The sequence below is a fragment of the Serratia sp. CMO1 genome (genome assembly GCF_015689115.1).
Classification (GTDB): Bacteria; Pseudomonadota; Gammaproteobacteria; order Enterobacterales; family Enterobacteriaceae; genus Serratia; species Serratia marcescens.
Genome location: NZ_CP065032.1, coordinates 4554641 through 4579121, shown reverse-complemented (window position 1 = coordinate 4579121; position 24481 = coordinate 4554641). Strand labels below are relative to the sequence as shown.

The 24481-nt window shown below is 60.8% G+C and carries 23 protein-coding genes; 10 read left to right on the top strand and 13 right to left on the bottom strand.

Translation table 11 applies throughout. The features are described from left to right. Positions 1-24: 24 nt before the first annotated feature. The 5 genes from IT763_RS21860 to greB form a co-directional block, all read right to left on the bottom strand. Positions 25-264: a FeoC-like transcriptional regulator gene (locus tag IT763_RS21860; RefSeq protein WP_016930385.1), complete on the bottom strand. Its 240-nt coding sequence runs from the start codon at positions 262-264 to the stop codon at positions 25-27. Further along, positions 264-2579: a Fe(2+) transporter permease subunit FeoB gene (gene feoB / locus IT763_RS21855; RefSeq protein ID WP_206195002.1), complete on the bottom strand. Its 2316-nt coding sequence runs from the start codon at positions 2577-2579 to the stop codon at positions 264-266. The genes IT763_RS21860 and feoB overlap by 1 nt, the downstream gene beginning before the upstream one ends. 71 nt (positions 2580-2650) lie before the next feature. After that, positions 2651-2875 (bottom strand): ferrous iron transporter A, encoded by a 225-nt coding sequence (gene feoA / locus IT763_RS21850; RefSeq protein WP_028127609.1) that lies wholly within the window; start codon positions 2873-2875, stop codon positions 2651-2653. A 606-nt stretch (positions 2876-3481) separates the two neighbouring features. Next, the gene (locus tag IT763_RS21845) at positions 3482-5815 is read right to left on the bottom strand and encodes a Tex family protein (RefSeq protein ID WP_033639208.1); all 2334 of its coding nucleotides are present in this window, start codon (positions 5813-5815) and stop codon (positions 3482-3484) included. 157 nt (positions 5816-5972) lie between these two features. Further along, complete coding sequence (greB, locus tag IT763_RS21840; protein WP_016930381.1) at positions 5973-6446, bottom strand: transcription elongation factor GreB; 474 nt, start codon at positions 6444-6446, stop codon at positions 5973-5975. A 230-nt stretch (positions 6447-6676) separates the two neighbouring features. On the opposite strand from greB, the gene cbpA reads away from it, so the two are divergent. The 4 genes from cbpA to envZ all read left to right on the top strand — a co-directional run bounded on the left by cbpA (position 6677) and on the right by envZ (position 10288). Further along, the gene (gene cbpA / locus IT763_RS21835) at positions 6677-7633 is read left to right on the top strand and encodes a curved DNA-binding protein (protein ID WP_089185100.1); all 957 of its coding nucleotides are present in this window, start codon (positions 6677-6679) and stop codon (positions 7631-7633) included. Between the two features lie 5 nt (positions 7634-7638). After that, positions 7639-7944, top strand: coding sequence for a chaperone modulator CbpM (locus tag IT763_RS21830; protein ID WP_004930739.1), 306 nt, complete (start codon positions 7639-7641; stop codon positions 7942-7944). A 257-nt stretch (positions 7945-8201) separates the two neighbouring features. After that, positions 8202-8921 carry a two-component system response regulator OmpR gene (gene ompR, locus IT763_RS21825; RefSeq protein WP_004709363.1) on the top strand — a complete coding sequence of 240 codons (720 nt, stop codon included), beginning with the start codon at positions 8202-8204 and terminating at the stop codon, positions 8919-8921. Next, on the top strand, positions 8918-10288 hold the full coding sequence (gene envZ / locus IT763_RS21820; protein ID WP_206195001.1) for a two-component system sensor histidine kinase EnvZ: 1371 nt from the start codon (positions 8918-8920) through the stop codon (positions 10286-10288). Before ompR ends, envZ begins: the two co-directional genes overlap by 4 nt. A 33-nt stretch (positions 10289-10321) precedes the next feature. On the opposite strand, the gene IT763_RS21815 is transcribed toward envZ, so the two are convergent. From IT763_RS21815 to IT763_RS21785, 7 genes are all read right to left on the bottom strand, one after another. After that, the gene (locus IT763_RS21815; protein WP_016930378.1) at positions 10322-10801 is read right to left on the bottom strand and encodes a type II toxin-antitoxin system VapC family toxin; all 480 of its coding nucleotides are present in this window, start codon (positions 10799-10801) and stop codon (positions 10322-10324) included. Further along, positions 10798-11061, bottom strand: coding sequence for a plasmid stability protein (locus tag IT763_RS21810; RefSeq protein ID WP_004930730.1), 264 nt, complete (start codon positions 11059-11061; stop codon positions 10798-10800). Before IT763_RS21810 ends, IT763_RS21815 begins: the two co-directional genes overlap by 4 nt. A gap of 126 nt (positions 11062-11187) precedes the next feature. Then, a complete protein-coding gene (pckA, locus tag IT763_RS21805; protein ID WP_015379308.1) occupies positions 11188-12807 on the bottom strand; it encodes a phosphoenolpyruvate carboxykinase (ATP) in 1620 nt (539 codons plus the stop codon). A 194-nt stretch (positions 12808-13001) separates the two neighbouring features. After that, positions 13002-13880 (bottom strand): Hsp33 family molecular chaperone HslO, encoded by an 879-nt coding sequence (gene hslO / locus IT763_RS21800; RefSeq protein ID WP_206195000.1) that lies wholly within the window; start codon positions 13878-13880, stop codon positions 13002-13004. A gap of 25 nt (positions 13881-13905) precedes the next feature. Beyond that, positions 13906-14313, bottom strand: coding sequence for a ribosome-associated heat shock protein Hsp15 (gene hslR, locus IT763_RS21795; protein ID WP_016930377.1), 408 nt, complete (start codon positions 14311-14313; stop codon positions 13906-13908). Next, on the bottom strand, positions 14310-14990 hold the full coding sequence (gene yrfG, locus IT763_RS21790; protein WP_025304546.1) for a GMP/IMP nucleotidase: 681 nt from the start codon (positions 14988-14990) through the stop codon (positions 14310-14312). Before yrfG ends, hslR begins: the two co-directional genes overlap by 4 nt. A gap of 97 nt (positions 14991-15087) precedes the next feature. Continuing rightward, positions 15088-17223, bottom strand: coding sequence for an intracellular growth attenuator family protein (locus IT763_RS21785; RefSeq protein WP_206194999.1), 2136 nt, complete (start codon positions 17221-17223; stop codon positions 15088-15090). Positions 17224-17667: 444 nt separating this feature from the next. Between IT763_RS21785 and nudE the strand changes: the two genes are divergently transcribed. Continuing rightward, positions 17668-18222, top strand: coding sequence for an ADP compounds hydrolase NudE (gene nudE / locus IT763_RS21780; protein WP_015379304.1), 555 nt, complete (start codon positions 17668-17670; stop codon positions 18220-18222). Positions 18223-18273: 51 nt separating this feature from the next. Here the strand turns inward: nudE and mrcA are convergent, their stop codons facing one another. Next, positions 18274-20832: a peptidoglycan glycosyltransferase/peptidoglycan DD-transpeptidase MrcA gene (gene mrcA, locus IT763_RS21775; protein WP_049300725.1), complete on the bottom strand. Its 2559-nt coding sequence runs from the start codon at positions 20830-20832 to the stop codon at positions 18274-18276. 121 nt (positions 20833-20953) lie between these two features. On the opposite strand from mrcA, the gene pilM reads away from it, so the two are divergent. The 5 genes from pilM to hofQ are packed head-to-tail and all read left to right on the top strand — an operon-like array spanning position 20954 to position 24406. Beyond that, on the top strand, positions 20954-21787 hold the full coding sequence (pilM, locus tag IT763_RS21770) for a pilus assembly protein PilM (RefSeq protein ID WP_016930373.1): 834 nt from the start codon (positions 20954-20956) through the stop codon (positions 21785-21787). Beyond that, complete coding sequence (locus IT763_RS21765; RefSeq protein ID WP_143778633.1) at positions 21787-22326, top strand: PilN domain-containing protein; 540 nt, start codon at positions 21787-21789, stop codon at positions 22324-22326. The genes pilM and IT763_RS21765 overlap by 1 nt, the downstream gene beginning before the upstream one ends. Further along, positions 22319-22813, top strand: coding sequence for a hypothetical protein (locus IT763_RS21760; RefSeq protein WP_049300723.1), 495 nt, complete (start codon positions 22319-22321; stop codon positions 22811-22813). The genes IT763_RS21765 and IT763_RS21760 overlap by 8 nt, the downstream gene beginning before the upstream one ends. Then, a complete protein-coding gene (locus IT763_RS21755; protein ID WP_097101269.1) occupies positions 22806-23165 on the top strand; it encodes a HofP DNA utilization family protein in 360 nt (119 codons plus the stop codon). Before IT763_RS21760 ends, IT763_RS21755 begins: the two co-directional genes overlap by 8 nt. Beyond that, the gene (hofQ, locus tag IT763_RS21750) at positions 23162-24406 is read left to right on the top strand and encodes a DNA uptake porin HofQ (RefSeq protein WP_049300722.1); all 1245 of its coding nucleotides are present in this window, start codon (positions 23162-23164) and stop codon (positions 24404-24406) included. The genes IT763_RS21755 and hofQ overlap by 4 nt, the downstream gene beginning before the upstream one ends. Positions 24407-24481 lie beyond the last annotated feature (75 nt).

Sequence of the window (24481 nt, the reverse complement as noted above, 5' to 3'; positions counted from 1 at the left end):
GCGCCGCTGCGGCGCCCCTGATCGTTAGGCCTTCAGCCGGTAGAACACCGTGCTGCATCCCTGGCCCTGCGGGCAGCTTTTGCAGCCGCCGCTCAGACAGGCGCCGCCATCCTGTTCGATACGTTCCACTTTCCCCATTGCTGTCAAACGATCCAGCATCGCCTGCACCAGCGGCAACGGCGTCGCTAGCGATTGGCTGAGCTGCTGCGCCTGGGCGCTGCCGCGCAGCGCCAGCGCATCGCGCACCTGCAGCAGCCCGGCCATCAGTGACAGCTCCCTTTGGCGCTCTGGCAACAGGCCGCCGGCGTGGCGTTGCCCAGGCGCACCGTGACGCGGCTGCGCGCCCGGCGCAGGCCGAACAGCACCAGCAGATTCACCAGCACCACTGCCAGGATCGCCGTCAGGCTGTACTGCGGGTGTTGGTTGAAGGTCGCCGCCTGATAGAACAGCGTCGCCAGCGAGTAGGCCACGTTCAGCCCCCACAGGATAGAGAAGGTCATCCAGCCGCGGCTCGATTCGCGGGCGATGGCGCCCATCACCGAAACGCAAGGCACATACAGCAGCACGAAGATCAGGTAGCTGTAGGCGGAGATGCCGGAGCCGAATTTGCTGCTCATCACGCCCATCGAACCGACGCCCATCTCACCGTCGCCCTTGCTGGCTTCGATCGGGTTGGACAGCACGCTCAGGCTGAAGGTGTTTTTCAGGCCGTCCCAGGTTTCCTGCAGCGCGCCGCCCAGTTCATCGAGCAAGTTGAAGTTGGCGGCGTCGAACGCCTCTTTGTTGATGTGCTCGGCGGTATACAGCGTATTCAGCGTGCCGACCACCACTTCTTTCGCCATCGCGCCGGTCACCAGCCCAACGGTGGCCTGCCAGTTATCGCTGTGGACGCCCATCGGCTGCAGCAGCGGCGTCAGTACCTTGGAGACGGAGGCCAGCGCGGAGTCGTTGATGTTGTCGACCGTTTTGCCGCTGAACGAGAAGCTGTTCAGGCCGCCGATGAATATGCTGGCCACCACGATCACCTTACCGGCGCGCAACACGAAGCCTTTCAACCGCTGCCAGGTTTGCAGCAGCAGGCTTTTCAGGTGCGGCACGTGGTAAACCGGCAGCTCCATGACGAACGGCGAGGCTTCGCCGCGCATGAGGGTATATTTGAGTACCAGGCCGGTCAGGATCGCCACCGCGATGCCGAGCATGTACAGCGAGAACACCACCCCAGCGCCGTCCTGGCCGAAGAAGGCGGCGGCGAACACCGCGAAGATCGCCAGACGGGCGCCGCAGGACATGAACGGCGCCATCATGATGGTGATCAGGCGCTCGCGCTGGGCGTCCAGCGTACGGGCGCCCATGATGGACGGCACGTTGCAACCGAAGCCGACGATCAGCGGCACGAAGGATTTGCCCGGCAGCCCGAGCGCCTGCATCAGGCGATCCATCACGAACGCCGCGCGCGCCATGTAGCCGGAGTCTTCCAGGAACGATAGGAACAGGTACATCATGCCGATCTGCGGCACCAGCGGCAGCACGGTGTTGATGCCGCCGCCGACGCCCTGCGCCAGGAATACGGTCAGCCAGTCGGGGAAGTGCAGGGTGTAGCCGAGCCACTGAATGCCCTGAATGAAGATCGCCGCCGAGCCGATATCGAAGATCGGCTGCAGCGCGCCGCCGATATTGATCGCCAGCAGGAACATCAGGTACATCACCAACAGGAAGATCGGCACGCCCAGCCAGCGGTTGAGGATCACTTTATCCAGCATATCGGTCAGGCGGTTGGGCATCGCCTGCTGCGAGTTGCTGACCGCGTCGCACAGGGTGGCGATGGACTGGTAGCGCGCGTCGGCGATCACCAGCGCCGGGTCTTCTTGCTGCTGCTGTTGCAACGCCTGAATGGCCGCAGGCAGCAGCGCGACGGCGGGGCCGGCCAGCCGGTGGCTGTAGATGTCGCCCTCCAGCATCTGCAATGCCAGCCAGCGGCGTTGCACCGCCGGCAGCGTTTGCGGCATGGCGTCGCTCAGCGTGGCGACCGCTTTCAGCAGTAACGGCGGGTAGTTCACCAGCGCCTGCTGTTCGTTGATGCGATGATTGTCGATCATCTGTTTCAGCACGCCGATGCCGTCGGCGCGGGTGGAGATCATCGGTACTACCGGGCAGCCGAGGCGCGCCGACAGCGCGGCGACGTCGATATTGATATGCTGGCTTTTGGCGATGTCGAGCATGTTCAGCGCCACGATGCAGGGGATGCCCAGCTCCAGCAATTGCAGCGTCAGGTAGAGGTTGCGCTCCAGGTTGGAGGCGTCGACCACGTTGATCAGCAGATCGGCGTCGCCGCTCAAAATGTAGTGGCAGGCGATCTGCTCATCGAGCGAGGTTTGCTCCGAGATGGTGGTGAGGGAGTAGGTGCCGGGCAAATCGACCAGCCGCACGTCGGACTGCGGGGTGGTGAAATGGCCTTCTTTGCGTTCGACCGTCACGCCCGCCCAGTTGCCGACCCGTTGGCGTGCGCCGGTCAGCTGGTTGAACAGCGTGGTTTTGCCGGAGTTCGGGTTACCGATTAAGCCGATGGTGAGTTTTTTCATAGTTCAGCGTGTCGTCTTCAAGGAGAACAGCGCCGGCGCAAGGGCGCGTCGGCAAATGGAGGCGTGCCGGTTCAGGGCTGGCCGTCGAGCTGCAGCAGCGCCAGATCTTTCCTGCGCAGCACCAGGCTGACGCGGCGGGTTTTAATTTCTATCGGATCGCCCAGCGGCGCGACGCGCACCACGTCGAACGAAGAGCCGGGCAGCATGCCGAGCGATAACAGTTTCTGGCGGTAGGCCGGCGCAATTTCACCGGAAAAGCCGATAATCTTATATGTGTGTTTAGGTTGAAGCTGCATGTGATTAACCTTCCGGGTGCCGATGAACATCGGGCTGATGATAATTGGACGTTGCCGGCGAAAATGCCACGCCGTCGGCGGTATTCATCCATAAGGTCATGCAATAAAGTGAGCGCAAATAATAGTAATTATCATTATCGCGTTCAATACAAAAAGTAGGGGTATTGTAACCAATTATTATGGCGTCGACAGTTTTTGATGGCGTTGTCTTGATTAACGACGTTTTACCACCGCTTGCGATGGGGAACAAATGAGAATGGCGAGTTAAATCAGTTGCGTATTTGTAGCCAAGTTTTCTCGTTTGCAAATATCGAGGGTTTTTTCCCTTTATTTATTTCCGCTGAAAAGCAATTCGATAACATTATTCCGCCGTAATGCGAGCGGTAACCATTTGTGTTTCTCTCACAATTGGCGAGATGAAAAATGCGTGTTAACAAAGTTGTTAATAAATGGCTGCAGAAGGCATTTTTGCTGGCTGAATAATGAGAGGGTGATCACGCAGGAACAGGAAATAAAAAGATGACGGTTTATTGAGACGGGTCAAGAAATGCCGCAAGTTTTATTCATCAGAAAGGGCGGAGCAGGCTCCGCCCTGTTGGCTCTGACTTAGCGTTTCTTGCCGAATGCCGCCGCCAGCGCGTCGCCCATGGCGCTGTTGCCGGCCGGCGCCGCGTTGCGCGGTTTGGCCTTGTTGCCGCCCGCCGAACGGTTGGCGGTGTCGCGCGACTGTGCCGGCGCGTTGCCGCCGCGGCGCGGCGAGCCTTCACCCGGTTGCTCATCCAGGCGCATGCTCAGCGCGATGCGTTTACGCTGCAGATCGACTTCCATCACCTTCACTTTGACGATGTCGCCGGCCTTCACCACGGTGTGCGGATCTTCGACGAATTTGTCCGCCAGCGAGGAGATGTGCACCAGGCCGTCCTGATGCACGCCGATATCCACGAAGGCGCCGAAGTTGGTGACGTTGGTCACCGAGCCTTCCAGGATCATGCCCGGCTGCAGATCGTTGAGGGTTTCCACACCTTCGGCGAAGGTGGCGGTTTTGAACTCCGGACGCGGATCGCGGCCCGGCTTCTCCAGCTCTTTCAGAATGTCGGTGACCGTCGGCACGCCGAACTTGTCGTCGGTGAAATCAACTGCTTTCAGGCTGCGCACCGCGGAGGCGTTGCCCATCAGATCCTGCAGCGCCTGCTCGGTGGCGGCCAGGATGCGTTGCACCACCGGATAGGCTTCCGGGTGAACGGTGGAGGCATCCAGCGGGTTGTCGCCGTGGTTGATGCGCAGGAAGCCGGCGCACTGTTCGAACGCTTTCGGCCCCAGGCGGCTGACCTTCAGCAGCTGTTCACGGTTGCTGAAGCGGCCGTTCTCGTCGCGCCAGTTGACGATGTTCTGCGCCATCATGCGCGTCAGGCCGGCCACGCGGGTCAGCAACGGCACCGACGCGGTGTTCAGATCGACGCCGACGGCGTTCACGCAGTCTTCCACCACCGAATCCAACTTCTTCGCCAGCTGGCTCTGACTGACGTCGTGCTGATACTGGCCGACGCCGATGGATTTCGGGTCGATCTTCACCAGCTCCGCCAGCGGATCCTGCAGGCGGCGAGCGATGGACACCGCGCCGCGCAGCGATACGTCGAGATCCGGGAACTCCTGCGCCGCCAGTTCGGACGCGGAGTACACCGATGCGCCCGCTTCGCTGACGATCACTTTCTGCGCCCGGACGTCGCTGAACTGCTTTTGCAGGTCGAGATAGAAACGCTCGGTTTCACGCGACGCGGTGCCGTTGCCGATGGCCACCAGCTCTACATTGTGTTTGATGCACAGCGCCGCGACGATGGCGGCGGCTTTGGCCGCTTGCCCGGTGTGCGGGTAGACGGTGTCGGTGGCGACCAGCTTGCCGGTTGCGTCGACCACGGCGACTTTCACTCCGGTGCGCAGGCCCGGATCGAGGCCCATGGTGGCGCGCATGCCGGCCGGCGCAGCCATCAGCAGATCATGCATGTTGCGGGCGAACACGTTGATCGCTTCATCTTCCGCGCGCTCGCGCACCGTGCCCATCAGCTCGGTTTCCAGGTGCAGCAACACCTTGATGCGCCAGGTCCAGTTGACCACCGCCTTGCGCCAGGCGTCGGCCGGGGCGTTGTTCAGGCGCAGATTGAGGTGATTGATGATGATCAGCTCCGCCTGGCTTTCGCGCGGCGCTTCTTCAAACTGCGGATCGGCGTTCAGCGCCAGCTGCAGCACGCCTTCGTTGCGGCCGCGGAACATCGCCAGCGCGCGGTGCGAAGGCACCTGGGAAATCGGTTCGTGGTGATCGAAATAGTCGCGGAACTTGGCGCCTTCGTCTTCCTTGCCCTCGACCACTTTGGACACCAGATGGGCGTTTTTCCACAGGTAGTCGCGCACCTTGGCCAGCAGCGCGGCGTCTTCGGCGAAGCGCTCCATCAGGATATAGCGCGCGCCGTCGAGGGCGGCTTTCACATCCGCCACGCCCTTGTCGGCGTCGACGTAGCGTTCGGCCAGTTGTTCCGGCTGCTGTTGCGGATCCTGCCACAGCGTGTCCGCCAGCGGTTCCAGGCCGGCTTCGATGGCGATCTGGCCGCGGGTGCGGCGCTTCGGTTTGTACGGCAGGTAGAGGTCTTCGAGTTCGGTCTTGCTCAGCGTGGCGTTGATCGCCCCCGCCAGTTGTTCAGTCAGTTTGCCCTGTTCATCGATCGACTTCAGGATGGTCTGGCGACGATCTTCCAGTTCACGCAGATAACCCAGGCGGGTTTCCAGCTGGCGCAGTTGGGTGTCGTCCAGGCCCCCGGTGACTTCCTTACGATAGCGTGCAATAAAGGGCACGGTATTACCTTCATCCAGCAGACGGATGGCGGAGTCGACTTGCTCCGGCCGGGCCTGCAGTTCTGTTGCAATAATGCGGCTCAGTGGGTCATTCATAGGTCTGGTATCTGTATTGAGAACGGTGAATAAACAGGGGACAGTTATACGGATTGATCGGGGAAAATGCCAGTGGAGCGGGCCGCCGCCGCGCGGCCGCGGCGTGGAGAACAGCTCAGGCGGCGGCGTTGGCGGCGGTTCGGAAAAAGCTGAAAGCTTACTTCGGGTAGTCTATCTCGTTCACGTACCACTGCGCCTCGCCCAGCGGCGTATTGACGGTGGCGACGTCCCCGACCTCTTTTTTCAGCAGGGCGCGCGCCATAGGCGCGTCGATGGAGATGTAATCCTTGCGGCCGAAGATCTCGTCGTAACCGACGATGCGAAAGCGTTTGATTTCGCCGTCTTCGTTCTCCACCTCTACCCAGGCGCCGAAGAACACTTTGCCTTCCTGCTGCGGGGAGTAATCGACGATCTTCAACTGCTCCAGGCATTTGGTCAGATAGCGGACGCGGCGATCGATCTCGCGCAGCCGCTTCTTGTTGTACTGGTAATCGGCGTTTTCGCTTCTGTCGCCCAGGCTGGCGGCCCAGGTCACTTTCTTGGTCACCTCGGGGCGTTCTTCGCGCCAGAGGTAATCCAGCTCTTGTTTGAGCTTGTCATACCCTTCACGGGTTATCAGTTGAGTTCTCATCGTGATTTATCTTTATGGGGTCACCGCCACAGTGTACGTGAATGCGGGGGGCTTTAGAAATGGCGCGCGGGCCTGCGCGTTGTCGCACGGTTTTTATTCAGTTTGCGCAGCTTTTAACAATCGGGAGTATGCTTAGCGATAGCGGAAAAGGAATGTGACGAAAGGAGGATATCTGGCGAGAGAGACAAGGAATTTTGGCGCACAACCCAACACATTGAAGGTATTACCGCATGGAATTTAAAGATTACTACGCCACGATGGGCGTTGAGCCCAACGCCGATCTGAAAACCATCAAAACGGCCTACCGTCGGCTGGCGCGTAAATATCACCCTGACGTGAGCACTGAAGACGACGCCGAAAGCAAGTTCAAAGAAGTGGCCGAAGCCTATGAGGTACTGAAGGACGAGGAGCGCCGCGCCGAGTACGATCAGATCCGGCTGCATCGCAACGATCCGAACTTTGGCCGCCAGGCGCGCGGCGATCACGGCGGCTATCAGCAGAGCGCTTCATGGCACGGCGCCGACGCGCAAGACTTCTCCGATTTCTTCGAAAGCATGTTCGGCGGGCGGGCGGCGGGCGGGCATCGCTCCGCTTCGCACTCGCACGGCGGGCATGGCTTCCGCGGCCAGGATCTCGAAATGGAGGTGCCGCTGTTCCTCGAGGAAACGCTGCATGGCCAAAGCCGCGAGATCTCCTACACGCTGCCGGTGTACGACGAGCTGGGGCGGCAGGTGAGCGAAGCCAGCAAAACGCTGAACGTGAAAATCCCGGCCGGCGTGGGCGACGGCGAGCGCATTCGCCTCAAGGGGCAGGGCGTTGCCGGCGTGGGCGGCGGCCAGAACGGCGACCTGTATCTGGTCATCCGCCTCGCGCCGCATCCGCTGTTCGAAATTGATGGCCACAATCTGAGCATCGTGGCGCCGCTCGCCCCGTGGGAAGCGGCGCTCGGCGCCAGCATCGAGGTGCCGACGCTGACCGGCAAAATCGCGTTGACCGTGCCGGCCGGCAGCCAGAGCGGCAAACGGCTGCGGGTCAAGGGCAAAGGGCTGGCGGGCAAGAAAGAGCCCGGCGATCTGTATGTCATTCTCAAGGTGGTGATGCCGCCGAAGCCGAACGAGAAGGCCAGCGCCCTGTGGCGAGAGCTGGCTGAGCAGGCGGCGTTCAATCCGCGTGCGGAATGGGAGTAAAGCACATGATGAAGAAAGAGATCACATTCACCGTGGTGGAACTGTGTCAGCGAGTGGAGATTTCAGAGGACGAATTGGTCGAGATCGTCGGCCTGGGCGTGATCGTGCCGCTGGAGCCGGCGCAGCCGCGCTGGGAGTTCGATTACCCGGCGCTGAGCCATCTGCAGCGCGCGCGCAGGCTGCGTGCCGAGCTGGATCTGGATTGGCCGGGGATCGCTATGGCGTTGACGCTGCTCGATCGGGTTGATGCGCTGCAGCAAGAGAACCGGCAGTTGCGCCGGCAGCTGGCGCGTTTCCTGCAGACTTCCTGACCCGACGGCTAAACGCCACCGGTCGGTTCGCCGGTGGCGAAATTGTGCAAAATTGGGCCGTCGCCCCACATTGCGCCGATAAAGGGCGAAATTTTAACGAACCCCCGTCGACATTCACTGAAAATTGTTGATAAATGGGGAAAAGAATAAGCTTTGTAACAATTTCGTCTAGAATACATACCATTAAACGCTGTCTCAAATGGCAAGGTTTTCTAACAATATTCGAGTCAGGCAATAAAGCCTTTGGGAGTAATACCATGCAAGAGAATCATAAGATCCTGGTTGTCGATGATGACATGCGCCTGCGCGCGCTTTTAGAACGTTATTTAACCGAGCAGGGCTTCCAGGTTCGCAGCGTTGCCAACGCTGAGCAAATGGATCGCTTGCTGACTCGTGAATCCTTCCATTTGATGGTGCTCGATCTGATGTTGCCGGGCGAAGACGGCCTGTCCATCTGCCGCCGCCTGCGCAGCCAGAGCAACCCGATGCCGATCATTATGGTCACCGCCAAAGGCGAAGAGGTCGATCGCATCGTGGGGCTGGAAATCGGCGCCGACGACTACATTCCTAAACCGTTCAACCCGCGTGAGCTGTTGGCTCGTATCCGCGCGGTGTTGCGCCGCCAGGCGAACGAACTGCCGGGCGCGCCTTCGCAGGAAGAGGCGGTGATCGCGTTCGGCAAATTCAAACTGAACCTCGGCACCCGCGAAATGTTCCGCGAAGACGAACCGATGCCGTTGACCAGCGGCGAGTTCGCGGTACTGAAGGCGCTGGTCAGCCACCCGCGTGAACCGCTGTCGCGCGATAAGCTGATGAACCTGGCGCGTGGCCGCGAATACAGCGCCATGGAGCGTTCCATTGACGTGCAGATCTCTCGCCTGCGCCGCATGGTTGAAGAAGATCCGGCGCATCCGCGTTATATCCAGACCGTGTGGGGTCTCGGCTACGTCTTCGTACCGGACGGCAGCAAGGCATGAGGCGATTGCGCTTTTCACCGCGTAGCTCGTTTGCCCGAACCCTGTTGTTGATCGTCACCTTGCTGTTCGTCAGCCTGGTGACGACCTATCTGGTGGTGCTGAACTTCGCCATCCTGCCCAGCCTGCAGCAGTTCAACAAGGTGTTGGCCTACGAAGTGCGTATGCTGATGACCGATCGGCTGCAGCTGGAAGACGGCACGCTGCTGGAAGTGCCGCCGGCATTCCGCCGTGAGATCTACCGCGAACTGGGCATCTCTCTCTACACGAATTCGGCGGCGGAGGAGAGCGGCCTGCGCTGGGCGCAGCACTACCAGTTCCTCAGCCAGCAGATGGCGCAGCAGCTCGGCGGGCCGACCGATGTTCGGGTGGAGGTGAACAAGAACTCCCCGGTGGTGTGGCTGAAAACCTGGCTGCAGCCCGATATCTGGGTGCGCGTGCCGCTGACGGAAATCCACCAGGGCGACTTCTCGCCGCTGTTCCGCTATACGCTGGCGATCATGCTGCTCGAGATCGGCGGCGCCTGGCTGTTTATCCGCATTCAAAACCGCCCGTTGGTGGAGCTGGAACATGCGGCGCTGCAGGTGGGCAAGGGCATCATTCCGCCGCCGCTGCGCGAGTATGGCGCTTCCGAAGTGCGGTCAGTGACTCGCGCATTCAATCAGATGGCGTCGGGCGTCAAGCAGCTGGCGGACGATCGCACCTTGCTGATGGCCGGGGTCAGCCATGACCTGCGCACGCCGTTGACGCGCATTCGGCTGGCGACGGAGATGATGAGCGCCGAAGACGGTTATCTGGCCGAGTCGATCAATAAAGACATCGAAGAGTGCAATGCCATCATCGAGCAGTTCATCGATTATCTGCGCACCGGGCAGGAGATGCCGACCGAAAGCAGCGATCTGAACGCCATTTTAGGCGAAGTGGTCGCGGCGGAAAGCGGCTATGAGCGGGTAATTGAAACCGCGCTGTCGCCGGGCGAGCTGATGATGAATGTGCATCCGCTGTCGATTAAGCGGGCGGCGGTGAACATGGTGGTGAACGCGGCGCGTTACGGCAACGGTTGGATCAAGGTCAGCAGCGGTCGCGAGCTGCAGCGCGGCTGGTTCCAGGTGGAAGATGACGGCCCGGGCATCAAGCCGGAAGAATTGAAGCACCTGCTGCAGCCGTTCGTACGCGGTGACAGCGCGCGCAGCACCAGCGGCACCGGTCTGGGGCTGGCGATCGTGCAGCGTATTATCGACGCGCATGACGGCGAACTGGATATCGGCACCAGCGAGCGCGGTGGGCTGTTGATCCGCGCGTATATTCCGTTGCCGATGGAGAAAAAAGAGTCGACCAACGGCCATCAAACGGCCAGGGAAAACGCCTGACACTCTGGTGTGGGCCGCGCCGCTGCGGCCCCGTCAGGACTTTCTGCTCATCACGTAGTATTCCGCCGCATCTTCATGCAACCGACGGCCGGTCGGCGCCTGCCACGGATCGATTAACTCGATGCCGCAGTGGAGGAAGTCTTTGGTATTGCGGGTGGCCAGGGCGGCGCCGTAATGCAGGCAGGTGGCGGCGATTTGGGTATCCGGCACGCTCATCGCTTTACCCAGCAGCCGATTCCTTGCCGTCAATTCCGCGTATTGCATCGCGCACAGCCCATCAAACGGCAATATCTGCCCCTCGAACTTCAATTCAATGGCGTCCGCCAATTTCAGCTTGAGATCCCGCTGGCGCTTGCCGTCAGGCATGCAGGCGACGCCGCTAAACAGTTCGGCGAGGACAATGGCGCTGAGATAGAGCTCGTCATTGTCCTTTTCATTTAACCAGTTAATGACGTTGTAGTACGGGCTGGGACGCAGCGTTTCTGAAATGACGTTGGTGTCGATAATGATCATGCGTTGTCATCTTCATCATCAAAGGTGACGATGCGTGGCGGCACGGCGTCACGCGGTGGGATCTCCAGCTCAACGCCGCCGAATTCGGCGAAGTGCTGATGCATCCAGGTACCCAATCCATAGCGCGGCGGCTTTTTCACCAGCGCCTGTTTCAGGATCATGCGCGCTTCCTCTTCCATGGAATGGCCGTTTTTCGCCGCTGAGATACGCAGCAGCTCTTTGATTTCGTCGTCCAGATTTCTGACGGTGATAGTAGCCATTGAAACCTCCTTTGCTATCAATGATTGCATTGACTTATTTTCTCGTCTTGCCGGTTAAAAAGCAATCAATTGAAATAAAAAAAGGCGCGGGATCCGCGCCTTAGCTGAAGAGGTAACGTTACCGAATTACAGCTTCGGGCCGGCGCTAACCAGCGCGGCGCCCGCAGGCGTGTCGGTGTATTTGTCGAAGTTGGTGATGAAGCGCTCGGCCAGATCCTGCGCTTTTTCCTGCCACTGCTCGAGGCTGGCGTAGGTGTTGCGCGGATCGAGGATTTCCGGGTTCACGCCCGGCAGCGCGGTCGGCATCGCCAGATCGAAGATAGGCAGAGTGACGGTTTCCGCCTTGTCGATTTCACCGCTCAGGATGGCGTCGATGATGCCGCGCGTATCTTTGATCGAGATGCGTTTGCCGGTGCCGTTCCAGCCGGTGTTGACCAGGTAAGCCTGGGCGCCGGCGGCCTGCATGCGTTTCACCAGCACTTCGGCGTACTGCGTCGGGTGCAGCGACAGGAACGCGGCGCCGAAGCAGGCGGAGAAGGTTGGCGTCGGTTCGGTTACGCCGCGCTCGGTGCCGGCCAGTTTGGCGGTGAAGCCGGACAGGAAGTGGTACTGAGTCTGGTTGGCGGTCAGGCGCGATACCGGCGGCAGCACGCCGAAAGCGTCGGCGGTCAGGAAGATCACCTTGGTGGCGTGACCCGCCTTGGACACCGGTTTGACGATGTTCTGGATATGATAGATCGGGTAAGAAACGCGGGTATTCTCGGTTTTCGAACCGTCGTTGAAGTCGATGCTGCCGTCGGCCAGCACGGTGACGTTTTCCAGCAGCGCATCGCGTTTGATGGCGTGGTAGATGTCCGGTTCGGCTTCTTCAGACAGCTTGATGGTCTTGGCGTAGCAGCCGCCTTCGAAGTTGAACACGCCGTCGTCGTCCCAGCCGTGCTCGTCATCGCCGATCAGCTGACGCTTAGGATCGGTGGAGAGGGTGGTCTTGCCGGTGCCGGACAGGCCGAAGAACACCGCCACGTCGCCTTTCTCGCCCACGTTGGCCGAGCAGTGCATCGAGGCGATGCCTTTCAGCGGCAGCAGGTAGTTCATCATCGAGAACATGCCTTTCTTCATTTCGCCGCCGTACCAGGTGCCGCCGATCAGCTGCATGCGCTCGGTCAGGTTGAAGGCGACGAAGTTCTCCGAGTTCAGGCCTTGCTGCTGCCAGTTCGGGTTGGTGCACTTGGCGCCGTTCATCACCACGAAGTCCGGCTCGAAGTCAGCCAGCTCTTCGTCGCTCGGGCGGATAAACATGTTTTTCACGAAGTGCGCCTGCCAGGCCACCTCGGTGATGAAGCGCACTTTCAGGCGCGAGTCGGCGTTGGCGCCGCAGAAGGTATCCACCACGAACAGGCGTTTGCCGGACAGTTGTTCGGTGACCAGGTGTTTCAGATCGGCCCACACTTCCGGGCTGAGGGGTTTGTTGTCGTTTTTGCCTTTGCCCTGATCGGCCCACCACACGGTATCGCGGGTGATGTCGTCGCGGACGATGTATTTGTCTTTCGGCGAGCGGCCGGTGAAGATGCCGGTATCGACGGAGACGGCACCCAGCTTGGTGACTACCCCACGCTCAAAACCTTCCAGAGATGGGTCTGTTTCTTCCTTAAACAGCAGTTCATAGCTCGGGTTGTGAACGATTTCGCTAACGTCGTGAATGCCGTAAGCGGCCAGATCCTGAGGGGTTATACCTTTAACGCGCATGTTACTACTCCTTGGTCACAGAATTTCTGGCGGCAATTGTAGGGATCTAACGGTGCGTAACCGCGATGGGTATCAAATATTTAACGTTTTAGGCGGTATTTCGTTACGATCTGAGAGATAGCACACGGAAAAAAGCAAACGTGCAAACGGCGGGCGTTGGCGGGCGCCGGGCGCGCCCGCCGAAAGGGTGTCACTTAGTGCAACTGGTCGCTTTCGCCGGTGTTACCCGCATACAACGCGGCAACATCAACCGGGTCAAAGACATAGTGGCTGCCCCAGTAGTCGCAGTGCATGTCGATGTTGCCGTCCTGCTCCAGCATGTCCGCCACTTCGTCGGTCGGCAGGGTCAGCAGCGCGTCGGCGCAACGCTGGCGAGAACAGGTGCAGCGGAACTGCACGTCCTGCGGTTCGTACAAGGTGACCTCTTCCTGATGGTACAGGCGGTACAACACTTCGTTGGCCGGCAGGCCGAACAGCTCTTCGCTTTTGACCGTGTTGGTCAGTTGCACCAGATGATCGAAATCATCGAGGTTGCCGTCCTGCGCCGGCAGCACCTGCAGCAGCATACCGGCCGCCGCGGCGTTGCCTTCCGCTTCGCCGGTGCGAATGAACAGGCGGGTTGGCAGCTGCTCGGACTGGCGGAAGTAGGCTTCCAGGCATTCGGCCAGGGTTTCACCTTCCAGGCCGACGACGCCCTGATAGCGCTCGCCTTCCGTCGGGGAAATGGTGATGACCATGACGCCGTTGCCGATCATCTGATGCAAGGTGCTGTCGTCGGCGATAGGCGCCTGGGTGCGCGCAACGCCGCGCATCTCCTGGCGGTTGTTGCCGTTGATCACCGCCAGCTTCAGCGGGCCGTCGCCTTGCAGCTGAACGGTGATGTCGCCGTCGAACTTCAGGGTCGCGGTCAGCAGACTGGTGGCGACCAGCAGTTCACCCAGCAGCTTTTGCACCGGCGCCGGGTAGTCGTGGTTATTCAGGATCTGCTGATAGGTTTCGCTGACGGTAACCAGCTCGCCGCGCACCGCGTAGTTTTCAAACAGGTAACGGTGCAATTGGTCATGGTTGGACATAATCTTCTCTCATTGCGGTGAGGGCTTATTCCGGCTCACCAAATTTAAATTTCATCAGGTCGCGCCGCTCCTTTTTGTCCGGACGACGGTCCGGATGCGGCATGGTCAACGCGTTCATCTTGCGCGCCAGCGCCATTTTTTCGCGGTTGGCGATGCTGGCTTCGGTTTCCTGATACATTTGCTGCGCCTCGCCGGCGCCGCGGCGTTGGCTGGTCAGCGCCAGCACGATCACCGTACGTTCTTCGTTGCCCTGCCGCAGCTTGAGCTCGGCGTTAAGTTCGACAATCTTGCTCGGCTTGCCACGCTGGCCGTTGTAATGCACCTTGCCGCCGTCGATCATTTCGCGCGCCAGCGCGCGGGTCTTGTAGAAGCGTGCGGCCCACAGCCATTTATCCAGCCGGACCGCGTCGTCGCGCGTCGCTTTGTCCTTCATGCTTCCCCCTTGGCCAGCGCCGGTATCAACAGGCGATAGTCGCGCATCGACGGATGGCGCTGGAAGCTTTTCTCCGCCGTGCTGGAGTCCGGGTTTTGCACGCCCAGGCAGTAACGAATGCCGAAAGTGCGCGCCGCGTCGAGGATCGGCTCGCCGTCGTCGACAAACAGCGTGCGCTGCGGGTTGAACCCGGTGTGCTGTTGCACCGCCTGCCACAGACGCTGATCTTCTTTCGGATAACCAAATGTGTGGGTGGAAAACAATAAATCAAGGTGCCGATCCAGACCGGTATGCTCGATTTTCACCGCCAGGCTGTGCGGATGGGCGTTGGTCAGCAAAATGGTTTGCAGGCCGGCGTCGCGCAGCGCCCGTAAAAACGGCTCGGTATCCTCGCGCAGCCGGGCGCGGCTGCCCACTTCGCTGGTCATGCGGTAGATATCCAGATCCAACCGCTCGCTCCAGTAATCGAAGCAATACCAATTCATGGTGTGCTGCACCGCCTGATATTCCCGCTCAATGATATGACGGGCTTCGTCAAACGGAATGGCGCGCCTTTCGCTCAGCGCTTGCGGCACCAGGCTGAGCCAGAAGTGACTGTCGAATTCCAGGTCCAGCAAGGTGCCGTCCATATCCAGCAGCACGGTATCGATCTGCGGCCAATCAAATTCGGGAACCATAAAAACTCCACGGGCGGACCGACGGGCGGTCCGCAGATGAGAATAATAGCGTTAGCGTAGCATAAGCAGATGACAGGGCGGAGGCCCGGCGTCAGGTTCAGGCCATCGGCCGCATCGACATCGGATTGATCTGCGGATTGAAGCAGCTGTCGTAGTAACGCTGGATATCGGCGACGCGGTGCTGATTGATGCGCCGACGCTGCACCAGCCGCCAGGCGTTATAGCCCAGGCTGACGACCACCGCCAGCAACAGCAGGCTGGTGCCGAGGTAGCGCCCCAGGGTGATCATGTCCGGTTCGCTGTGCAGCGCCACGTGGCGGGTGCCGTTGGCATCGACGCTGAGGCTGGTGATTACCCCTTGCGCCTGGAACGGGGTATGCAGCAGCAGAGTGGAAAGGCGCTGCAGCTCATTCCACTGGTCGAGGGCGTTGTATTCGCTCTGCGGCGCTGAAGACTGCGGATGGCTGACCAGCTGGCGGCCTTCATCGCTGCGGATCAGGAAACCGCCCGGCGGCGGGCTGTTGAGCGCCGCGGCGGCCAGGCGCGTTTCATTGAAGATGAACGACGACGTGGCCACTTTGGTCAGGCTTTCCAGCGACTCTGCGCTTACCGGGCGCAGCAGGACGTTGACGCCTTGCAGCGCGCCGGATCTGGCGCGTTTCACCAGGCCGCTCCAGTTTTTGGCGTTGCCCAGGTTGACCAAGGCGTTTTTTAACCGCACGCAGTCGTTTTCTGCCTGGCACAAATCCGGTGTTTTCAGAACGATATCAGAGAAGTCATCCAACAGGATCATGCCGGATTTCTCGATGGCGCTGGCCAGCTGCGGGTTGACCTTCTGATCGGCGCCGCTCGGATGCAGCTGGCTGTTGACCGTGGCCAGCAGGGCCGTCGCTTTGTCTATGACTTCCGATTCCGGCTGCGGCAACGGGGCGGCGTTGTTCCAATAGATGCCGGAGCAGTCGAACGGCGCAAAATTGACGGTGCCGCCGCCGTTGGCCGGCGGCGGCACATAGCACATGCCGCTGCCGCGCACTTTCAGCGTGTCGCCGATGCGCAGCGGCGTGGCTTCCAGGGCTTGCACGCTGGTCACTTCCACTTTTTGCGCACCCTGCAGCCAGGCCATGCTGAGGGTCAGCGGCAGGTTGAGCGGAATATAGATCAGCAGCAACAGCAGTACCAGCGCCGAGCTGGCGACCAGCACCGCGTTGCGGCCCCACTGCTGCAGCGGGAAATTCTTCACTTCGTCATGCAGCGAGAGGAAGCGCCCCTGGCGCACTACCTGCCGATTGAGGTAGACGTCCACATCGGTGGTCTTGCCCAGATCCTGCGTCAGGTACGGCTGCCAATGCGGCGGGTAGATAAGATCGATGATGCCGAGCGAAATGTTGCTGATCTGCCCCTGATCGGACTCGCCGAACAGGCCCCAGCGCTTCGGCGTGCCGCGCAGGCAGTGGATCTCTTTCAGCTCACGCGACGCCGGACGGCGGAACAGGTTCCAGCATCCCCAGGCGATCATCAGCACCGCCACAAAAATCATCCAGGGGATAACCAGCACCGGGCTTATCAGGCTGAAGAACAGCAGCAGCAGCGCGGCGGAGATGATGACGGCTTCACGGATGCCGTTCGGCCGGTTCAGCGCATGCTCTTCCGGCGTTTCCTTGCGAATATTGACCAGCTCGACATGCTCGCTCTCTTCCTTGCGGATGGACGCGTTTTTGGTCGGCGTGGCGGCCACCACCGGCGGCTGCGGCCGATCGTGAATATGATCTTTCAGCGAGTGCCCGTTGAGCGAAATCACCAGCGGCAGCGTCTGGGTTCTGATCACTTCCACATGGTTGTCGGCGGTGATATAGGGTTCCCAAAACGGCGGCAGATGCACCTCTTCCGCGTCGAGGTAATAGCGCCATTTATTGGGATCGTCGCTGGCCAGCCCGTAGCGGGTAATGGCGTGCGTGACCGGATATACGTTATCGCTTTGCGGTGTGAGCGCCAGCTTGGCCGCGGGCAGCGTAGCGCCGCCGCCGGGCAACAGTTTGTTGCTCAGCTTGTTTTGCTGATTGAGATAGAACTCGACCGCGGCGCGCTCTTCGTCGGTCAGCTTGCGGTGGGCAGGCTTGATAAACGGCAATGCGTGCGCCAGCGCCGACGGGTTGCGGGCCTTGAACCACAGGTACAGGCCGGCGGCAATCAGGCAGACAAGCACTAAGGCCAATATCAACACTATTGTGCTCATGCAATCCCCATCTCACACCCGTGAATTTCGCCAACCTGATGAAAAGCTGAATATTATACGGAGTAAACCGCCAGGAGGCACCCAGAACTAATGAGGGAACAAACAGATTCTCGCTCTGGATCTCATTCCTTCATGACGCAAGGCCATTTTATCACTGATTCTTGCCTGCGTGATACTAGCAACCGGTCTCTGCCGTCGATATCGGTATTATCCTATTTTCTTGCGCGCTGTTTGCTGAATCAGTACGGAAAATCGCCGGCCGCTGGCTACGCTTGTTAAAAGAAAGTAAATTACTGTTCATGCGCGTTGCGGCGGAGCTTGCCCTTAACGCACAATGTGATCAGGATCGAATTTGGTCAGCGTTTGAGCGCCAACGAGCCGTGCGTTACGCCAATCATTTTTTCGGTTGCCCGTCCGCGCCTGGGTAACCTCTTTGAGGCAATCATGGATAAACACCTGCAAAAACCTAAAATTCTGAAAGTGGAAACGGTCGCGCGTTCGCGTTTGTTTAACGTCGAGTCGGTCGATTTGGAATTCAGCAACGGTGTTCGGCGGGTGTATGAACGCATGCGGCCTTCGGATCGCGAAGCGGTGATGATCGTGCCGGTGATTGGCGATGACCTGCTGCTGATCCGCGAATATGCGGTCGGCACCGAATCCTATGAGTTGGGGTTCCCGAAAGGGCTGATCGATCCCGGCGAAGGGGTGCTGGAGGCGGCCAACCGCGAGCTGATGGAAGAGGTGGGGTACGGCGCGAAACGCTTTGATTTTCTCAGTAAGCTGACGATGGCGCCGTCCTACTTTTCCAGCAAAATGAATATCGTGCTGGCGCACGATCTCTATCCGCAGAGCCTGGAGGGGGATGAGCCGGAGCCCTTGCCGCAGGTGCGCTGGCCGATCGCCAACATGATGGCGCTGCTGGCGGAACCGGATTTCCGTGAGGCGCGCAACGTCAGCGCGCTGTTCCTTTCCGAGGCATTTTTGCGCGCGTCGCGCTGATACGCTTCACGCCGAATAAAAAAAGGGCCAGATTTCTCTGGCCCTTTTCGATCAGAACAGCTCGTGGCTTTCACCGCCCGGATCGGTCAACGTGGTGCCGGTATCGCGCGATGGGTAGTCCGTCGGCTGCGTTCCTTCGATGAAGTACTCGGAACGGCTGCCGCCGCCACCGCCAGAGAGCTTGCCGCTGCTCTTGTCGATGGTGACGCTGATGATGCCCGGCGGCGGCGTGACTTTCTGCTCTGGGATGCCTTCCAGCGCGGTTTTCATAAAGTCGTCCCACGCCGGCTGGGCGCTCTTGGCACCGCCTTCACCGCCGGAAATCTGATCCGGGATGGCGCCGGATACCGTCGAACGGCCCAGGTCGCGGCGGTGATCGTCGAAACCGATCCACACCGAGGTCACGGTATCCGGGCCATAGCCTGAGAACCAGGCGTCCTTGGAACTGTTGGTGGTACCGGTTTTGCCGCCGATATCATGACGTTTCAGATCGCGGCCGGCGCGCCAGGCGGTACCCATCCAACCCGGTTCGCCGAAGATGTTGCTGTTCAGCGCGTCGTGGATCAGGAAGGCCAGCTGTGTGCTGATGACGTGCGGCGCATACTGTTGATCGCCGTCCTGCTGTACCTGAGCCGGGGTGACTTGCTCCAGCTGAGGCATCGGCACCGTGCTGTTGTTGCCTTCCTGCGAGGTGGCGACGTTTTCGATGTTGTCGTCGGACAGCACCGCCGAACGGTGGGTGTCGCCGTAGATCACCGGCAGGTTACAGCTGCCGCACACCACTTTCGGTTTGGCTTCGAACACCGTATTGCCGTTATCGTCTTCAATTTTGGTGATGAAGTACGGGTCGACCAGATAACCGCCGTTCGCCAGCACCGCGTAGCCGCGCACCAGCTGCATCGGGGTGAAGGAGGCGGACCCCAGCGCCAGCGATTCGGTATGCACGATATTCTGCGCCGGGAAGCCGAAGCGCTGCAGATATTCCGCCGCGTAGTCGACGCCCATCGCGCGCATCGCACGCACCATCACCACGTTCTTCGACTGCCCCAGCCCCTGTCGCAGGCGAATCGGGCCGTCGTAGGTCGGCGGCGAGTTCTTCGGCCGCCAGTCGGTGCCGGCGCCGGCATCCCAACGGGTAATCGGCAAGTCATTCAGAATGGTGGCCAGCGTCAGGCCTTTATCCATCGCGGCGGTGTACAGGAACGGTTTGATGTTCGAGCCCACCTGACGCAGAGCCTGCGTGACGCGGTTGAACTTGCTCTGATTGAAGTCGAAGCCGCCAACCAGCGCTTTCACCGCGCCGTCGTTCGGGTTGATAGAGACCAGCGCCGAGTTGACGTCCGGCACCTGCGACAGCCACCAGGCTTCGTTCACTTTACGCACCCACACTTGCTGGCCGGTCTGCACTACGTCGGTGACGCGTTTCGGCGTTGGGCCTTGCTGAGTGTCCGAACGGTATGGGCGTGCCCAGCGCATGGTCGCCATCGGCAGGGCAATACTGCTGCCGTCGGCCAGCATCGCCGTCGCTTCCTGCGGGTTGGCGGCGGTGATCACCGCCGGCGCCAGCGGGCCGTAGTTCGGCAGGTTTTTCAGCGAATCGACAATCTGTTTGCGATCCCAGGCCGCTTCGCCGACTTTCCACAACACGTTGGATGGGCCGCGGTAACCGTGGCGCATGTCATAGGCCAGCACGTTGTTGCGTACCGACTCCTGCGCCGCCAACTGCAGCCGTTTGGTGACGGTGGTGTAAACCTTGTAACCGTCGGTATAGGCGTTTTCACCGTAACGCTTGATCATCTCCTGACGCACCATCTCGGAGAGATACGGCGCGGAGAAGCTGATTTCCGGCGCATGGTAATTGGCGACCAGATCTTCGGAGCGCGCCTGATCGTACTGCGCCTGCGTGATGTAGTGTTCGTCCAGCATGCGCGACAGCACCACGTTGCGGCGGGCAACGGCGCGATCGTGCGAATAGAGCGGGTTGAAGGTGGACGGCGCTTTCGGCAGGCCGGCGATGGTCGCCATTTCGCTCAGGGTCAGCTGGCTGACGTCTTTGCCGAAATAGACCTGCGCGGCGGCGCCTACGCCGTAGGCGCGGTAACCCAGATAGATCTTGTTCAGATACAGCTCAAGGATTTCATCCTTGGTGAGCATCTGCTCGATGCGCACCGCCAGGAAGGCTTCCTTGATTTTACGCATCAGGGTGCGTTCCGGGCTTAAGAAGAAGTTACGCGCCAGCTGTTGGGTGATGGTACTGGCCCCCTGCGAAGCGTGGCCGGAGACCAACGCGATGGAGGCGGCGCGGAAGATGCCGACCGGATCGACGCCATGGTGATCATAGAAGCGGCTGTCTTCGGTGGCGATGAATGCATGCACCATCACCGGTGGAATTTGATCCAGTTTCAGCGGAATGCGGCGCTTCTCGCCGTATTGGGCGATCAGTTCGCCATCGGCGCTGTAGACCTGCATCGGTATCTGCAGCCGCACATCTTTCAGCGTTGCGACGTCGGGCAGCTGCGGCTCGACATATTTGTACAAGCCGAAAATCGAGGCTGCTCCCAGCACGATGCAACATACTGCAAGGATTAGTAAATACTTTACGAACTTCACCTGAGATTTCCCATTTCTAAGTCATTTGGGCAGTTTATAAACAACCGCGCGGTAGTATAAAGGCAAGCCTGCGACATGGATATGTTCTTTTATCATCTGATGTTATGGAGGCTTGCGAAACATGTTCCCTCAAGCATGGCAGGTGGGGCTGGATATACAAATCGACTGCGTGCGGGCGGTGGCGGCCCAACGCCGCCGCAACGGCTGGCAGTTGCGCCACTGGTGGCAGCAGGCGCTGCCGCAGGCGGTTTTACGCGATGGCTGTCTGGAACCTTCCGAATTCCTGATCCGGGCGCTGCGGCAATGGCGCGTCCAACTGCCGCGACATATTTCCTTACGCATTGCCCTGCCGGCGCAGCGCGTGTTGCAGCAACGCATGGCGCAGCCGGACGTGCGGCTGCGCGAGCCGGAACGCAGCGACTATATCGGCGGCCACGGTGTGAAGCAGTTTCCGCTCGATGGCCAGACGCTGGCGCTCGACTATCGCACCGCGCCGGCGGATGAGGCGGCGCTGTTGCTGACCGCCGCGCGGCGGCAGGAGCTGCAGCAGTGGCTGCATTGTCTGCGTCAGGCTGGCCTGCATCCGCAAGCGGTCGATATCACCCCCTGCGCGCTGCGGATGATGGCGACGGCGGCAGGCGTGCCGCCCGCTGCGGGGCTGATGCACCGTCTCGAACGAGAATGGCTGTGGGTGGCGCCGGCCGACGGCGCGTTCGCTTTTGGTCTGGCGCCGGGCGACGATGACGCGCAGGCGCTGCGGGCGCTGCAAGCTCAGATGCCGGTGGGCGACGATCGGCCGGTCTATGCCGGCAGCGTGCTGGCGGGAGCCTTGCCCGCCGGTTGCCTTGCCTGGTCGCCGCTCAGCGCCTTCACGCAGCTGCGTCCGCCGTTGCCTGCGCATCCTTCGGCGTTCGCGTTGGCCGGTGGCCTGGCGCTGCGCGAGGAGGATCGCTGATGTATCAGGTCAACTTTCTGCCCTGGCGACAACGCCGCGATCGGCGACGCGGCTATTTCTGGTTGGGCGTGCTGATGTTGCAGGTAATGGCACTGCTGCTGGCGCTGTTCCTGGTCGCCGGCCAATTGCGTCACCAACAGGCGCAGCGGCAGGCGCGGCTGGCGATGCTGGGTGAAGAGCTGGCGGCACTGACGTTGCTCGCCCGTCAGCAACAGCAAGAGCGGGCGCAGCGGGCGCTGCACCGCGCCCGCGCCGAACGGCAGGCGAGCAACGCCCAGCATAACCGGCGTTATTTTCAGCTGCTGCAGCAATTGTCCTCCAGCATTCCTCCACCGCTGTGGCTCACGGCGCTGGAGAGCGATGCGGTGAACGGCCTGCGGCTGCGTGGATTGAGCCGTTCTCCTGCGGCCATCACGCAGTTCGAACGGCGGCTGGCGGGGATGCCTGCGTTGCCGCGGTTGCGTTTGGCTGAGGTGGCGCAACGCGACGACGGCCTGTACACCTTTCATCTGGCGGCGCAGTGGGGGCGTGATGGATAACCGTTTGTCATCCGGGCTGCGCCTCTGGCTGAGCTTGCCGGGCTGGCTATTGCTGCTGTCGCAAGGGTTGGGTATCGGCACGTTGGCGCTGTTGGGCGGTGGCTGGATGCTGCAAGACGAATGGCGTCAGCGGGAAAGCGCGGGGGAGCGGCAACAGCGCCTGTTGCAACAGATCGCCATGGTGCAACGCCAACTGGACGAGGTGCCGGAAACCGCTATCCCGGCGGCGCCGCTTCCTCCGTCCACCAACGGCGATCTGGCGAGCGTGCTGCAACGGGCGGGAGGCGCCTTGTTGCGCTGGCAGCGGCAGGAAAAACCGCCGCGGCAAACGCTGAGCTTGCGCATTGACTACGCCGGTTTGCTGGCGCTGCTGGAGGCGCTGCCCGCCGATTTACGCCTCGAGCAACTGAGCGTGGAGACGCCGTCCCTTGGCATGACGGCGAGGTTGGTTTTGCAGGATGCCGCCGAGGATCAGCCCAATGAGTAAAAGACCCGGCCGTTGGTGGTGGCTGCTGTGGCCATGGGCATTATGCGCTGAGCCGCGCGACCCGTTTGCGCCGCTTCCGATGTCTGCTTGTGCCCAAACGGAGGCGTCGCCGGCGAGCTGGCGACTGAAAGGCGTCATCGGGCAACCGACGCTGCGCTATGGCTGGGTGGTGACGCCGGCGGGGCAATGGTTGCGCCTGCGGCCGCAGCAACGGGTGCTGGCCGAGCGCTGGCAGGTGACGCAGGTGCAGGCGCGTAGCTTGACGTTAACGGCGCTGACGGCCGAACCGGATTGCCCGGCGAGCCAGGGCGACGTCTCGCTCATGATGGACAACAAGGATGGCAAACCATGAAAGGATGTGCTGGATTGGGCGTGGCGCTGTGGTGCCTGACGCTCGGCACCGCGCAGGCGCAGGATAAGCAGCGGGTTTCCCTGGAATTTCAGGATGCACCGGTCACGGTCATCCTGCAGGCGTTGGCGGATTATCGGCAGATGAACCTGATCGCCGCGCCCGGCGTGAGCGGCAACCTGACGCTGCGGCTAGAGAATGTGCCCTGGCCTCAGGCGCTGGCGTTGACCCTGCGCATGGGCAAACTGGCGATGACGCGGGAAGGCAACGTGATACTGATCTCGCCGGAGCCGGACGCGCAGGAAAAAAGGCAGCAGCGAGAGGCGTTGGCGCAGCGGCAACCGCTGCACAGCCTGACCCTGACGTTACAGAACGGCGATGCGGCGGAAATTGCCGAAAGCCTCAACGCCCAACGCGGCGCGTTGCTGAGCGAGCGTGGCAGCGTGTTGGCGGATAAACGCACCAATACGTTGCTGCTGCGCGACACCGCGCCAATCCTGACGCAGTTGAAAAAGCGGATAACGGAAATGGACGCGCCGCTGGCGCAGGTGCAACTGGCGGCGCATATCGTGACCATCAACCGCGAAAGCCTGCGTGAGCTTGGCGTGCGTTGGGGGTTGGCGGCCGACGACAGGCCGGCGCGGCCGTTGCGGCCGGGCAATGTCGGTGTCAATCTGCCGCTGGAACGCGGCGCCGTGAACGCCGGTTTTCATCTGGCGCGCATCAGCGGGCGTTTGTTGAGCCTCGAGCTGACGGCGCTGGAGCAGGAGAATCAGGTGGAGATCATCGCCAGTCCGCGCCTGCTGACGGCGCACCTGCAAACCGCCAGCATCAAACAGGGGACGGAGATCCCTTATGAAGTGTCGAGCGGCGCCAGCGGTGCGACCGCCATCGAGTTCAAAGAGGCGGTGCTGGGCATGGAGGTGACGCCGAAAGTGTTGCCGGACGGGCGCATCACGCTGACGCTGCACATCAGCCAAAATATGCCGGGGCGCGCCATCAGCCGCGGGGCGGGTGAGGCATTGACCATCGATAAACAAGAGATTAAGACGCAGATCACGGTGAAAAGCGGCGAAACCCTGGTGCTCGGCGGTATTTTTCAACGGCATAGCGGCAAGACGGCGGACAAGGTGCCGGGATTGGGGGATGCGCCACTGCTGGGGGGCTTGTTCCGGCAAAGCGGCGCACAACAGAAAAAACGCGAACTGGTGATCTTCATTACGCCGACTCTGATTAAGGGATAAGCGGCTGCCTGTCGGCTGGGCGGCAAATCTCCTAAAGTTGATGAGCAGATACACTTTTTTATCCCCTTGGGGGGA

Excerpts from the sequence above, each read along its gene's own strand:
- IT763_RS21860 (WP_016930385.1), bottom strand. The coding sequence starts at position 264 with ATGGCCGGGCTGCTGCAGGTGCGCGATGCGCTGGCGCTGCGCGGCAGC.
- feoB (WP_206195002.1), bottom strand. The coding sequence starts at position 2,579 with ATGAAAAAACTCACCATCGGCTTAATCGGTAACCCGAACTCCGGCAAA.
- feoA (WP_028127609.1), bottom strand. The coding sequence starts at position 2,875 with ATGCAGCTTCAACCTAAACACACATATAAGATTATCGGCTTTTCCGGT.
- IT763_RS21845 (WP_033639208.1), bottom strand. The coding sequence starts at position 5,815 with ATGAATGACCCACTGAGCCGCATTATTGCAACAGAACTGCAGGCCCGG.
- greB (WP_016930381.1), bottom strand. The coding sequence starts at position 6,446 with ATGAGAACTCAACTGATAACCCGTGAAGGGTATGACAAGCTCAAACAA.
- cbpA (WP_089185100.1), top strand. The coding sequence starts at position 6,677 with ATGGAATTTAAAGATTACTACGCCACGATGGGCGTTGAGCCCAACGCC.
- IT763_RS21830 (WP_004930739.1), top strand. The coding sequence starts at position 7,639 with ATGATGAAGAAAGAGATCACATTCACCGTGGTGGAACTGTGTCAGCGA.
- ompR (WP_004709363.1), top strand. The coding sequence starts at position 8,202 with ATGCAAGAGAATCATAAGATCCTGGTTGTCGATGATGACATGCGCCTG.
- envZ (WP_206195001.1), top strand. The coding sequence starts at position 8,918 with ATGAGGCGATTGCGCTTTTCACCGCGTAGCTCGTTTGCCCGAACCCTG.
- IT763_RS21815 (WP_016930378.1), bottom strand. The coding sequence starts at position 10,801 with ATGATCATTATCGACACCAACGTCATTTCAGAAACGCTGCGTCCCAGC.
- IT763_RS21810 (WP_004930730.1), bottom strand. The coding sequence starts at position 11,061 with ATGGCTACTATCACCGTCAGAAATCTGGACGACGAAATCAAAGAGCTG.
- pckA (WP_015379308.1), bottom strand. The coding sequence starts at position 12,807 with ATGCGCGTTAAAGGTATAACCCCTCAGGATCTGGCCGCTTACGGCATT.
- hslO (WP_206195000.1), bottom strand. The coding sequence starts at position 13,880 with ATGTCCAACCATGACCAATTGCACCGTTACCTGTTTGAAAACTACGCG.
- hslR (WP_016930377.1), bottom strand. The coding sequence starts at position 14,313 with ATGAAGGACAAAGCGACGCGCGACGACGCGGTCCGGCTGGATAAATGG.
- yrfG (WP_025304546.1), bottom strand. The coding sequence starts at position 14,990 with ATGGTTCCCGAATTTGATTGGCCGCAGATCGATACCGTGCTGCTGGAT.
- IT763_RS21785 (WP_206194999.1), bottom strand. The coding sequence starts at position 17,223 with ATGAGCACAATAGTGTTGATATTGGCCTTAGTGCTTGTCTGCCTGATT.
- nudE (WP_015379304.1), top strand. The coding sequence starts at position 17,668 with ATGGATAAACACCTGCAAAAACCTAAAATTCTGAAAGTGGAAACGGTC.
- pilM (WP_016930373.1), top strand. The coding sequence starts at position 20,954 with ATGTTCCCTCAAGCATGGCAGGTGGGGCTGGATATACAAATCGACTGC.
- IT763_RS21765 (WP_143778633.1), top strand. The coding sequence starts at position 21,787 with ATGTATCAGGTCAACTTTCTGCCCTGGCGACAACGCCGCGATCGGCGA.
- IT763_RS21760 (WP_049300723.1), top strand. The coding sequence starts at position 22,319 with ATGGATAACCGTTTGTCATCCGGGCTGCGCCTCTGGCTGAGCTTGCCG.
- IT763_RS21755 (WP_097101269.1), top strand. The coding sequence starts at position 22,806 with ATGAGTAAAAGACCCGGCCGTTGGTGGTGGCTGCTGTGGCCATGGGCA.
- hofQ (WP_049300722.1), top strand. The coding sequence starts at position 23,162 with ATGAAAGGATGTGCTGGATTGGGCGTGGCGCTGTGGTGCCTGACGCTC.